Origin of the sequence: Streptomyces sp. NPDC002588 (assembly GCF_040295925.1) — a bacterium.
Classification (GTDB): Bacteria; Actinomycetota; Actinomycetes; order Streptomycetales; family Streptomycetaceae; genus Streptomyces.
On the sequence record NZ_JBEOWF010000014.1, the window covers coordinates 121,047 to 133,455 of the forward strand.

Below are 12,409 nucleotides of genomic sequence, written 5' to 3' on the forward strand. Positions count from 1 at the left end.
GGGAGAGACGTACGTACCGAATCAGTTGGGGAGTACGACGACGAAGCGCTGCGGCTCCTCGCCCTCGGACTCGCTGCGCAGCCCTGCGGCCTTGACGGCGTCGTGGACGACCTTGCGCTCGAAGGGCGTCATCGGCTTCAGCTTCACCGGCTCGCCGCTGTTCTTCGCGTCGGCCGCGGCCTTGGCACCCAGCTCGGAGAGCTCGGCGCGCTTCCTGGCCCGGTAGCCCGCGATGTCCAGCATCAGCCGGCTGCGGTCGCCGGTCTCCCGGTGCACGGCCAGGCGCGTCAGCTCCTGCAGCGCCTCCAGCACCTCGCCGTCCCGGCCGACCAGCTTCTGCAGGTCACGGGTGCCCGCGTCGCTGATGATCGAGACGGAGGCGCGGTCGGCCTCCACATCCATGTCGATGTCGCCGTCGAGATCGGCGATGTCCAGCAGACCCTCGAGGTAGTCCGCCGCGATCTCGCCCTCCTGCTCCAGGCGGGTCAGGGTGTCTGCACCCTCGGCGGCGGCGGAGGTGGTGCCTTCCGTCACGGGATGAGCTCCTTCTTACTTCTTGGACGGGGACTTGGGGCGCTGCGGGCCACCCTTGCGCTGCCCGGACTGCGCCTTGCTGCGGCCTGAGGAGCCGGGCTTGGGAGCGGTCTGCCGGGGGGCGTCGGACGGCTTGGCGTCCTCGGGCTCGTCGGCCTTGCTCAGCGAGGTGGTCTCGCCGGCCGCCTTCGGGCCGCCGGACTGACGCTGGGACTTCGTCTGCCGCTTGGGCTGCTGCCGCTTGGCGGTGGCCGCGGTCGCGGTCGTGCCGTCCTCGGTCTCCACAACGGTCTGGGCGTCGCTCTTCATCACGGTGCCGTCCGCCTGGGCCGCGAGGCCCGCCTTGGTCAGACCGTTGATGAACTTGCGCTCGGCCTCGTTGCGGTCGCGGCCCTTGGCGACGATGGCCTTGATGATGGTCTTCTCGCTGCGGCGGCGCGTCTTGCCGGCGTGCGTGACGTGCTTGTACAGGCGCTCCAGGTACGCGGCCTGCGCCTTGGAACCCGGGGTCGGGTTGTTGCGGATGACGTACATCTGCTGGCCCATGGTCCACACGTTGGTGGTCAGCCAGTAGACGAGGACACCGACGGGGAAGTTGATGCCGAAGACGGCGAACATGACCGGGAAGACGTACATCAGCATCTTCTGCTGCTGCATGAACGGCGTCTTCACCGAGGTGTCGACGTTCTTCGTCATCAGCTGGCGCTGGGTGAAGAACTGCGAGGCCGACATCAGGACGATCATGATCGCGGTGACCACGCGGACGTCGGTGAGCGAGGCACCGAGCGACTCCACCTTCGCGGAGCCGTCGGTGAACTTCGCGGCCAGCGGAGCACCGAAGATGTGCGCCTTCTGGGCGCTCTCCAGCAGGCTCTGGTTGATCACGCCGATGGTGTCGCCCGTCGCGATGCCGTTGAGCACGTGGTACAGGGCGAAGAAGAACGGGGACTGCGCCAGGATGGGAAGGCACGAGGAGAGCGGGTTGGTGCCCGTCTCCTTGTACAGCTTCATCATCTCTTCGGACTGACGCTGTTTGTCGTTCTTGTAGCGCTCCTGGATCTTCTTCATCTCGGGCTGCAGCGTCTGCATGGCCCGCGTCGACTTGATCTGCTTCACGAAGAGCGGGATCAGGCAGATACGGATCAGAATCACCAGGGACACGATGGACAAGCCCCAGGCCCACCCGGTGTCGGGGCCGAAGATGGCGCCGTACACCGTGTGGAACTGGACGATGACCCACGAAACGGGTGTCGTGATGAAGCTGAAAAGGCTGGCAATCGTGTCCACTAATCATGCTCCTTGGGCATGGGACGGTGTCTCTGCGGCCGGGCTCGAAGAAGGATTCTCCTCGGTGGCCGTTTCGGCGGCGGAGGTCCCGCCCCTGCGTGCACGCCAGGCGTCGCGCAGCATTTCGTGCCACCGCGGGCGCTTCCGCGGCGGGACATGGTCCACGCCTCCCAGCGACCACGGGTTGCACCGCAGGATGCGCCAGGCGGTGAGTGCCGTTCCCTTGATCGCGCCGTGCCGGTCGATCGCCGTGTAGCCGTAGTGGGAACACGACGGGTAGTACTTGCACACCGGCCCGAGCAGTGGACTGATCGTCCACTGGTACAGCTTGATCAGAGCCAGCAGCGGGTACTTCATCGCGCGCCCCCTCCCAGCAGCCGTTGAAGGGCGGCATCCAGGTCTTGGGCCAGCTGTGCGTGGTCGGCGTCGCCCGCACCGGGCAGCGCCCGTACGACTACCAGGCTACCGGGGGGCAGCAGGACGACTCGATCCCGCATCAGATGGCGAAGCCTGCGCTTCACCTGGTTGCGGACGACCGCGCCTCCCACTGCCTTGCTCACGACGAAACCCGCACGCGTCGGGGGAGCGCTCTCCCCAGGCGCGTGCGGGTCCGTGGCACCGCTTCGAAGGTGGACGACGAGGGTCGGGCGTCCGGCCCGACGACCTCGTCGTACCGCGGTCGCGAAGTCCTCGCGCCGCCTCAGCCGGTTCTCGGTGGGCAGCACGACGGCATGACCTGACCGGGATCAGGCGGACAGACGGGCGCGACCCTTGCTACGGCGGGACGCGAGGATCGCGCGGCCGGCACGGGTACGCATACGCAGCCGGAAGCCGTGGGTCTTGGCGCGACGACGGTTGTTCGGCTGGAAGGTGCGCTTGCTCACTCGGGGGCTCCAGAAATCAAATCGGTGTGGCGGGTGCCGTCCTGGCTGTCACCGTGCGCCCACGAGTAGCTCTCGTTACGCCCGAGTGCACCGCTTCCCGATCACCTGACGCGATCTGTGCCCATCGGAGGCAGGCGGCAGCAGCCATCGACAACTCGACCTGGTTACGGTACGCGCGGCTGCGCCATCCGGTCAAACCAGGGGGCACCGGGAGACACTATCCACAGCCTGGGGACAACAACTTGAACCGCACCCGCCGCCCTGACTACCGTGACTGGACTCCGATTCGTTCCTTTGTCCCCTGTTCTTGGCTCCCGCCGAGTCGAATCCCGACCCGTCCCGCAACCACACGTTCGTGGGACCCACGAGAGAGCGTGCCCTGTGGCTGATGTGCCTGCCGATCTTGCCGCAGTGTGGCCACGAGTACTGGAGCAGCTCCTCGGGGAGGGTCGTGCCCAGGGGGTCGAGGCGAAGGACGAGCGCTGGATCCGGCGCTGCCAGCCGCTCGCGCTGGTCGCCGACACCGCCCTGCTCGCGGTGCCGAACGAATTCGCGAAGGGCGTACTCGAGGGCAGGCTCGCCCCGATCGTCAGCGAGTCGCTGAGCCGCGAGTGCGGCCGCCCCATCCGCATCGCGATCACAGTCGACGACTCCGTCGGTGAACCCCCGGCCCCGCCAACGCCCCCGGTCCAGCAGCAGTCGCAGCCGCGCTACGAGGAGCCCGAGCTCCCGTCCGGCCCGTACGACGAGCCCAAGGGCCGCTACGACAGCACGTACGACAACTCGTACGACGGTTACGGCCGGCACCGCGCCGAGCGCCCGGGCCCCTCCGGCGACGGCTCGCGCGGGGACCAGCTGCCGAGCGCACGTCCCGCGTACCCGTCGGAGTACCAGCGTCCCGAGCCCGGGGCCTGGCCGCGGCCGCAGCAGGACGAGTACAGCTGGCAGCAGCAGCGGCTCGGCTTCCCGGAGCGCGACCCCTACGCCTCGCCGTCGCAGGACTCCTACGGCCCCCCGGCCAAGGACCCGTACGGCTCCCCGTCCCAGGACACCTACTCCCAGGACTCGTACGGCCAGGACTCCTACGGTCAGCCGGCGCAGGACTACCGCCCCCAGGCGATGGAGCGGCCGCCGTACGACTCCTCGCCCTACGAGCAGAAGCGGCCCGACTACGACCAGCGGGACGCGGGCCGGCGGGAGCTGCCCGAGCCGAACGCCGGTTCGGGTCCGCCGCAGCGTCCCGGCGGCCCCGGACTGCCGGGCGGCCCGTCCCCGTCCCCGAGCGGGCCGGGTGAGCCCACCGCGCGCCTCAACCCGAAGTACCTCTTCGACACCTTCGTCATCGGCGCCTCCAACCGCTTCGCGCACGCGGCCGCGGTCGCCGTCGCCGAGGCACCGGCGAAGGCGTACAACCCCCTGTTCATCTACGGCGAGTCGGGACTCGGCAAGACGCACCTGCTGCACGCGATCGGACACTACGCGCGGAGCCTCTACCCCGGCACGCGCGTGCGGTACGTGAGCTCGGAGGAGTTCACCAACGAGTTCATCAACTCCATCCGCGACGGCAAGGGCGACAGCTTCCGCAAGCGGTACCGCGAGATGGACATCCTTCTGGTGGACGACATCCAGTTCCTGGCGGACAAGGAGTCGACGCAGGAGGAGTTCTTCCACACCTTCAACACGCTCCACAACGCCAACAAGCAGATCGTGCTGTCCTCCGACCGGCCGCCGAAGCAGCTGGTGACGCTGGAGGACCGGCTGCGGAACCGTTTCGAGTGGGGGCTGATCACCGACGTCCAGCCGCCCGAGCTGGAGACGCGGATCGCGATCCTGCGCAAGAAGGCCGTGCAGGAGCAGCTCAACGCCCCGCCGGAGGTGCTGGAGTTCATCGCGTCCCGCATCTCGCGCAACATCCGCGAGCTGGAGGGCGCGCTGATCCGGGTGACGGCGTTCGCCTCGCTCAACCGGCAGCCGGTGGACCTGGGCCTGACGGAGATCGTCCTCAAGGACCTGATCCCCGGCGGCGAGGACTCCGCCCCCGAGATCACCTCCACGGCGATCATGGGCGCGACCGCCGACTACTTCGGTCTCACGGTCGAGGACCTGTGCGGGACCTCACGCGGGCGCGCGCTGGTCACGGCCCGCCAGATCGCCATGTACCTGTGCCGCGAGCTCACGGACCTCTCGCTGCCGAAGATCGGCGCGCTGTTCGGGGGCCGCGACCACACGACGGTGATGCACGCGGACCGCAAGATCCGCAACCTGATGGCCGAGCGTCGCTCCATCTACAACCAGGTGACCGAGCTGACCAACCGCATCAAGGCCGGCTGAGGCCCGCCCGTCCGCCGCTGGGCGCCCCGGGAGCGATCCCGGGGCGCCCTTTTTCGGTGTGCGGAGGGTTCGGGCCGGGGCGGGGGAGCCGGCTCGGGCCGGGAACGGGCCGGCCCCGGGCTCGGGGCCGGAGTCGCGGTGTTCGAATCGGGGCCGGGTTACGGCCTCTCTCCACAGATTCGGTGAGTTTTTTCCGTCCACACCCTGGGGACCGGGAAGTTGTCCAGACTGTATCCACAGGCGGACCTGCCGATGGACGATCGGTGCAGCTCAACAGGTTGTGGATTCGTGGACAAAAGATCTCCACAGGCTGTGGACGGAGAGATCGTCCACAGCCTGTGCGTGAAGTTGTCCACCGCTTGCCCACAGGATCTGGGCGGTTGTCCCCAGCGATCGGCCGCTTCTCCACATCGCTGTCCACTGTTCGGCAACCCGACGCGCCTTCTCGCCGGGACGAGTGAAAGGCGTCACATGAAGTTGCCGGGTTGGGCTGTGGGAAAGGTGGGTAAAGCTGGGGACGACGTTGGGGACAAGTCGCCCCTCCCTGTGCATGGAGTGTGCAGAACTTTCTGTTCTCCACAGACGGACCCGGTTATCCACCGCCTCCGTCCCCAGGCCCGGTGGATAAAATCTCGCCTCTGAGCTGCGAAAACGGAGTTATCCACGGTATCCACAGGCCCTACTACTACTAACAACTAGAGAGAGCTCGGAATCCGTTTCGAAGCGGGGCCTGTGCACAACTCGCCCTCCGGTGCCCGGCTGCCCCTCGTCACGACTTGACCCCGAGAGGCACCTACTGTCAGTGCGGTGCGTCAGACTGGTCCCGGTGGTCCTTCCCTCCCCGGGCAGTGACCACACCGAGACAGACGACGAAGGCCAGGCAGGGCGAGAAGCGCCGGCAACAGCAGGAGGCGGCAAGAGTGAAGATCCGGGTGGAACGCGACGTACTCGCGGAGGCCGTGGCCTGGGCGGCGCGCAGCCTCCCGGCCCGTCCGCCGGCGCCTGTCCTCGCCGGCCTGCTGCTGAAGGCGGAGGACGGCGCGCTGAGCCTCTCCAGCTTCGACTACGAGGTCTCCGCGCGCGTGTCCGTCGAGGCCGAGGTCGAGGAAGAGGGCACGGTCCTGGTCTCCGGCCGCCTGCTGGCCGACATCTGCCGCGCTCTCCCCAACCGCCCGGTCGAGATTTCCACAGACGGTGTACGGGCGACGGTGGTCTGCGGCTCCTCCCGCTTCACCCTCCACACACTGCCTGTGGAGGAGTACCCGTCACTGCCCCAGATGCCGAACGCGACGGGCACCGTCCCCGGCGAGGTCTTCGCCTCCGCCGCCGCCCAGGTCGCCATCGCCGCCGGACGTGACGACACCCTTCCGGTGCTGACCGGTGTGCGCATCGAGATCGAGGGCGACACCGTCACGCTCGCCTCCACCGACCGCTACCGCTTCGCGGTCCGCGAGTTCCTGTGGAAGCCGGAGAACCCCGACGCCTCCGCGGTCGCCCTGGTGCCCGCCAAGACGCTCCTGGACACCGCCAAGGCCCTCACGAGCGGCGACAGCGTCATCCTGGCGCTCTCCGGCTCGGGTGCGGGCGAGGGTCTGATCGGTTTCGAGGGCGCCGGGCGGCGCACGACCACGCGTCTGCTCGAGGGCGACCTGCCGAAGTACCGCACGCTGTTCCCGACCGAGTTCAACTCCGTCGCCGTGATCGAGACCGCCCCCTTCGTGGAGGCCGTCAAGCGTGTGGCCCTGGTCGCCGAGCGCAACACCCCGGTGCGGCTCAGCTTCGAGCAGGGCGTGCTCATCCTGGAGGCAGGCTCCAGCGACGACGCACAGGCTGTGGAGAGGGTCGACGCCCACCTGGAGGGCGACGACATCTCGATCGCCTTCAACCCGACCTTCCTGCTCGACGGCCTCAGCGCCATCGACTCCCCGGTCGCCCAGCTGTCCTTCACGACCTCCACCAAGCCCGCGCTGCTCAGCGGCAAGCCGGCGGTGGACGCCGAGGCGGACGAGGCCTACAAGTACCTGATCATGCCGGTGCGTCTCAGCGGCTGAGCCCGGGGCTCCGGAGCGCCTGAGCCGCCTGAAGTCGTCCACAGGCCGTGGAGAAGGACCGCCCGGCCTGTGGGTGGGACAGCAGACGAAACCGCAGGTGCGCTCGCGCGTGGGCCGCTACGTATGAGCGCGTATGCCCACAGCTGTGCGTGACGGTCCGGGTTTAGGCTCGGACATGGGTACGAAGGTGCCCCACACGCCACACAGCGACCTAAGGAACAACTGATGGAGCTCGGTCTCGTCGGCCTCGGCAAGATGGGCGGCAACATGCGCGAGCGGATCCGCCGCGCGGGCCACACCGTCGTCGGATACGACCGCAACCCGGACCTCGCCGACGTCCACAGCCTCGAAGAGCTTGTGGGCAAGCTCGCGGGCCCGCGCGTGGTGTGGGTGATGGTCCCGGCCGGCGCCCCGACCCAGTCCACGATCGACGAGCTGGCCGAACTGCTCGAACCCGGCGACGTCGTCGTGGACGGCGGCAACTCCCGCTGGACGGACGACGAGAAGCACGCCGGGGAACTGGCCGCCAAGGGCATCGGCTTCGTCGACTGCGGTGTCTCCGGCGGCGTCTGGGGCCTGCAGAACGGCTACGCGCTGATGTACGGCGGCGACGCGGAGCACGTCGCCCGGGTGCAGCCCGTCTTCGACGCCCTCAAGCCCGAGGGCGACCTCGGCGCGGTGCACGCCGGCAGGGTCGGCGCCGGCCACTTCGCCAAGATGGTCCACAACGGCATCGAGTACGCCATGATGCAGGCCTACGCCGAGGGCTGGGAGCTGCTGGAGAAGGTCGACTCCGTCACGGACGTGCGCGAGGTCTTCCGCTCCTGGCAGGACGGCACGGTCATCCGCTCCTGGCTGCTGGACCTCGCGGTCAACGCCCTCGACGAGGACGAGCACCTCGACAAGCTGAAGGGCTGGGCGCAGGACTCCGGCGAGGGACGCTGGACGGTCGAGGCGGCGATAGACAACGCCGTGCCGCTGCCCGCGATCACCGCCTCCCTGTTCGCGCGGTTCTCCTCCCGCCAGGAGGACTCCCCGCAGATGAAGATGATCGCGGCGCTGCGCAACCAGTTCGGCGGCCACGCGGTCGAGACGAAGTAACCAGTCACCTACTGAACGCTGGGGGAGGTCGGCGAACGACCATGCACGTCACGCATCTGTCGCTGGCCGACTTCCGTTCGTACGCCCGGGTCGAGGTCCCGCTCGACCCGGGCGTCACCGCGTTCGTCGGCCCCAACGGGCAGGGGAAGACGAACCTCGTCGAGGCCGTCGGCTATCTCGCCACCCTCGGCAGCCACCGGGTCGCCTCCGACGCCCCCCTGGTCCGCATGGGCGCCGACCGCGCGATCATCCGGGCCCAGGTGCGGCAGGGCGAGCGGCAGCAACTGGTCGAGCTCGAGCTCAACCCCGGCAAGGCCAACCGCGCCCGCATCAACCGGTCCTCGCAGGTCAGGCCCCGGGACGTGCTGGGCATCGTACGGACCGTGCTGTTCGCGCCCGAGGACCTCGCGCTCGTCAAGGGCGACCCCGGGGAGCGGCGGCGGTTCCTCGACGAGCTGATCACGGCGCGCTCCCCGCGCATGGCGGGCGTGCGGTCCGACTACGAGCGGGTGCTCAAGCAGCGCAACACCCTGCTGAAGACGGCGGCCCTGGCCCGGCGGCACGGGGGACGATCCATGGACCTGTCCACGCTCGACGTGTGGGACCAGCATCTCGCACGGGTGGGGGCGGAGTTGCTCGCGCAGCGGCTCGACCTGGTCGCCGCGGTCCAGCCGCTCGCGGACAAGGCGTACGAGCAACTGGCGCCGGGCGGCGGTCCGCTGGCGCTGGAGTACAAGGCGTCCGCGCCCGGGGAGGCCCACACGCGCGAGGACCTCTACGCGCAGCTGACGGCCGCGCTCGCGGACGCCCGCAAGCAGGAGATCGAGCGGGGCGTCACCCTCGTGGGGCCTCATCGGGACGATGTGGTTCTCAAACTCGGCCAGCTGCCCGCCAAGGGGTACGCCTCGCACGGCGAGTCCTGGTCGTACGCGCTCGCGCTGCGGCTGGCCTCCTACGATCTGCTGCGGGCCGAGGGCAACGAGCCGGTGCTGGTGCTCGACGACGTGTTCGCGGAGCTCGACGCGCGCCGGCGGGAGCGGCTGGCGGAGCTGGTCGCGCCCGGGGAACAGGTGCTGGTGACGGCCGCGGTCGACGACGACGTACCGGAGCTGCTGAGCGGGGCGCGGTACACCGTGGCGGACGGGGCGGTGGAGCGCGTATGAGCGAGCAGCCGGAGCAGGGGAAGCCGGCCGAGCCCTCGGGTGTCGACCTCGCACGCGTGGCGCTCAGGGCGGCACGGGAACAGGCACGCGCGCGTGGGGACGCGGCGCAGCAGAAGAAGCAGGCGCGGCGCGGGGGCGGCCTGCGCTCCGGCGCGCGGGCGGACGGGCGGGACCCCATGGCGCTGGGGGCGGCGATCAACCGGCTGCTCACCGAGCGCGGCTGGGAGGCGCCGGCCGCGGTGGGCGGGGTGATGGGGCGCTGGCCGGAGATCGTCGGTGAGGACGTGGCCAAGCACTGTGTGCCGGAGCGCTACGACGAGGACGAACGGGTGCTGGTGGTGCGCTGCGACTCCACGGCCTGGGCGACGAACCTGCGACTGCTGGCGCCGACCCTGGTCGCTCGGCTCAACCAGGACCTCGGGCACGGCCGGGTGAAGCTGATCAAGGTACAGGGGCCGGGCGGTCCGCCCCGCCGCTACGGCCCGCTGCGGGCCCCCGGCAGCACGGGTCCCGGCGATACCTATGGGTGATCTGTGTCACGTGTGGGGGATGGCCGGGGCGGTGATCGTGTACCGCCCCGGCCGTTTTCCCGTGGGTGCGCGAACGTCCCGCCGAGGGCTGTGAACAGCCCGCACGCGGTTGCGAATTCCGACCTGACTCCACGGTAGCCAAGGGTTGACACCCGGAAGCGCTGAGTGCCGCTGTGAGCCTCTTGGAGCCCCCTTCCGTATATCGGGACCCGTCGGAGACCGGTTGAGGGCGCCACATCCGGACTCAGGTACCGGCAAACCCCCATCACTGTCGGCGCTACCGGTAGACTGGAAGCCAATCCCGCCCCGAACGTGGGGACCGCCCGGGAAAAGCTGAGCAACGCTGATCAAGGCTTACCAACGCAACATGCCGCAGCCGCTCCGGCAACCTGCCGAGGAGCCTGGCTCGTGCTGTGCCAGAAAGGGCGCTTCGTGGCCGATTCCGGCAACCCCAACGAGAACATCCCGTCCACCGACGCCGGCGCGAAGAGCGCGGCGGGCACCTCGAACGCCGAGGTCACCGCCTCGTACGACGCCAGCGCCATCACCGTCCTCGAGGGCCTGGACGCGGTCCGCAAGCGCCCCGGTATGTACATCGGCTCCACGGGCGAGCGTGGTCTGCACCACCTCGTCTACGAGGTCGTGGACAACTCCGTCGACGAGGCGCTGGCCGGCCACGCGGACACGATCGACGTGACGATCCTGGCCGACGGCGGCGTCCGCGTCATCGACAACGGCCGTGGCATCCCGGTGGGCATCGTCCCCTCCGAGGGCAAGCCCGCCGTCGAGGTCGTGCTGACCGTGCTGCACGCGGGCGGCAAGTTCGGCGGCGGAGGCTACGCGGTCTCCGGCGGCCTGCACGGCGTGGGCGTCTCCGTGGTGAACGCGCTGTCGTCCAAGGTGGCCGTCGAGGTGCGGACCGACGGGCACCGCTGGACGCAGGACTACAAGATGGGCGTCCCCACCGCCCCGCTGGCCAAGCACGAGGCCATCGAGCAGACCGGCACCTCGGTCACCTTCTGGGCCGACCCGGACATCTTCGAGACCACCGAGTACTCCTTCGAGACGCTCTCGCGGCGCTTCCAGGAGATGGCGTTCCTCAACAAGGGTTTGACGATCAAACTCACCGACGAGCGCGAGTCGGCGAAGGCCACGGCCGGGGCGGACGAGGCGGGCGCCGACGTCAAGGACGAGGTCAAGACCGTCACGTACCACTACGAGGGCGGCATCGTCGACTTCGTGAAGTACCTCAACTCCCGCAAGGGCGACGTGGTGCACCCGACGGTGATCGACCTCGAGGCCGAGGACAGGGAGCGCAGCCTCTCCCTCGAGGTCGCGATGCAGTGGAACAGCGGTTACAGCGAGGGCGTGTACTCCTTCGCCAACATCATCCACACGCACGAGGGCGGTACCCACGAGGAGGGCTTCCGCGCGGCGCTGACCAACCTGGTCAACAAGTACGCGCGCGACAAGAAGCTGCTGCGCGAGAAGGACGACAACCTCACGGGTGACGACATCCGCGAGGGTCTGACCGCGATCATCTCGGTCAAGCTGAGCGAGCCGCAGTTCGAGGGCCAGACCAAGACCAAGCTGGGCAACACCGAGGCGAAGACCTTCGTCCAGAAGGCGGTCTACGAGCACCTCAACGACTGGCTGGACCGCAACCCGGTCGAGGCCGCCGACATCGTCCGCAAGGGTATCCAGGCGGCCACCGCGCGCGTGGCGGCCCGCAAGGCCCGGGACCTGACGCGTCGTAAGGGCCTCCTGGAGTCGGCGTCGCTGCCGGGCAAGCTCTCGGACTGCCAGTCGAACGACCCGATCAAGTGCGAGATCTTCATCGTCGAGGGTGACTCCGCCGGCGGCTCGGCCAAGTCCGGCCGCAACCCGCAGTACCAGGCGATCCTCCCGATCCGCGGCAAGATCCTCAACGTGGAGAAGGCGCGGATCGACAAGATCCTGCAGAACCAGGAGATCCAGGCGCTGATCTCGGCCTTCGGCACCGGGGTCCACGAGGACTTCGACATCGAGAAGCTGCGCTATCACAAGATCATCCTGATGGCGGACGCCGACGTGGACGGCCAGCACATCAGCACCCTGCTGCTGACCTTCCTGTTCCGCTTCATGCGGCCGCTGGTCGAGGCCGGGCACGTGTACCTCTCCCGTCCCCCGCTGTACAAGATCAAGTGGGGCCGGGACGACATCGAGTACGCGTACTCCGACCGCGAGCGCGACGCGCTGATCGAGATGGGCCGGCAGCGCGGCAAGCGCGTGCGGGAGGACTCGATCCAGCGCTTCAAGGGTCTCGGCGAGATGAACGCCGAGGAGCTGCGCGTGACCACCATGGACCAGGAACACCGGGTCCTCGGCCAGGTCACCCTCGACGACGCCGCCCAGGCCGACGACCTCTTCTCGGTCCTCATGGGCGAGGACGTCGAGGCCCGCCGCGCGTTCATCCAGCGCAACGCCAAGGACGTCCGCTTCCTCGACATCTGAGTCGGTCTCAGCTGACCGCATCAGGAAGGATCCCC

11 protein-coding genes are annotated in these 12,409 nt (G+C 69.0%); 6 read left to right on the forward strand and 5 right to left on the reverse strand.

Annotated features, from left to right (window positions below; translation table 11 throughout):
- Positions 1 to 21: 21 nt before the first annotated feature.
- Genes ABT057_RS18140 through rpmH form a run of 5 tightly spaced genes read right to left on the reverse strand, consistent with a single transcriptional unit; the run spans position 22 to position 2,705 of the window.
- Positions 22 to 534 (reverse strand): Jag family protein, encoded by a 513-nt coding sequence (locus tag ABT057_RS18140; RefSeq protein ID WP_352344053.1) that lies wholly within the window; start codon positions 532 to 534, stop codon positions 22 to 24.
- A 15-nt stretch (positions 535 to 549) separates the two neighbouring features.
- Complete coding sequence (yidC, locus tag ABT057_RS18145; RefSeq protein WP_352344054.1) at positions 550 to 1,821, reverse strand: membrane protein insertase YidC; 1,272 nt, start codon at positions 1,819 to 1,821, stop codon at positions 550 to 552.
- A gap of 3 nt (positions 1,822 to 1,824) precedes the next feature.
- On the reverse strand, positions 1,825 to 2,178 hold the full coding sequence (gene yidD / locus ABT057_RS18150) for a membrane protein insertion efficiency factor YidD (RefSeq protein WP_352344055.1): 354 nt from the start codon (positions 2,176 to 2,178) through the stop codon (positions 1,825 to 1,827).
- On the reverse strand, positions 2,175 to 2,546 hold the full coding sequence (gene rnpA, locus ABT057_RS18155; protein WP_352344056.1) for a ribonuclease P protein component: 372 nt from the start codon (positions 2,544 to 2,546) through the stop codon (positions 2,175 to 2,177). The genes yidD and rnpA overlap by 4 nt, the downstream gene beginning before the upstream one ends.
- Before the next feature lie 21 nt (positions 2,547 to 2,567).
- Complete coding sequence (rpmH, locus tag ABT057_RS18160) at positions 2,568 to 2,705, reverse strand: 50S ribosomal protein L34 (protein WP_003956500.1); 138 nt, start codon at positions 2,703 to 2,705, stop codon at positions 2,568 to 2,570.
- A gap of 381 nt (positions 2,706 to 3,086) precedes the next feature.
- Between rpmH and dnaA the strand changes: the two genes are divergently transcribed.
- The 6 genes from dnaA (at position 3,087) to gyrB (ending at position 12,374) form a co-directional block, all read left to right on the forward strand.
- Positions 3,087 to 5,036, forward strand: a complete 1,950-nt coding sequence (dnaA, locus tag ABT057_RS18165; RefSeq protein ID WP_352344057.1) for a chromosomal replication initiator protein DnaA — start codon at positions 3,087 to 3,089, stop codon at positions 5,034 to 5,036.
- 920 nt (positions 5,037 to 5,956) lie between these two features.
- Positions 5,957 to 7,087 carry a DNA polymerase III subunit beta gene (gene dnaN / locus ABT057_RS18170; protein WP_352344144.1) on the forward strand — a complete coding sequence of 377 codons (1,131 nt, stop codon included), beginning with the start codon at positions 5,957 to 5,959 and terminating at the stop codon, positions 7,085 to 7,087.
- Between the two features lie 225 nt (positions 7,088 to 7,312).
- Entirely contained in the window at positions 7,313 to 8,188 is an 876-nt protein-coding gene (gnd, locus tag ABT057_RS18175) for a phosphogluconate dehydrogenase (NAD(+)-dependent, decarboxylating) (RefSeq protein ID WP_352344058.1), read from the forward strand.
- Positions 8,189 to 8,229: 41 nt separating this feature from the next.
- A complete protein-coding gene (gene recF, locus ABT057_RS18180) occupies positions 8,230 to 9,351 on the forward strand; it encodes a DNA replication/repair protein RecF (protein WP_352344059.1) in 1,122 nt (373 codons plus the stop codon).
- Positions 9,348 to 9,881, forward strand: a complete 534-nt coding sequence (locus tag ABT057_RS18185) for a DciA family protein (protein WP_352344060.1) — start codon at positions 9,348 to 9,350, stop codon at positions 9,879 to 9,881. Before recF ends, ABT057_RS18185 begins: the two co-directional genes overlap by 4 nt.
- Positions 9,882 to 10,289: 408 nt before the next feature.
- A complete protein-coding gene (gene gyrB, locus ABT057_RS18190) occupies positions 10,290 to 12,374 on the forward strand; it encodes a DNA topoisomerase (ATP-hydrolyzing) subunit B (RefSeq protein WP_352344061.1) in 2,085 nt (694 codons plus the stop codon).
- Positions 12,375 to 12,409 lie beyond the last annotated feature (35 nt).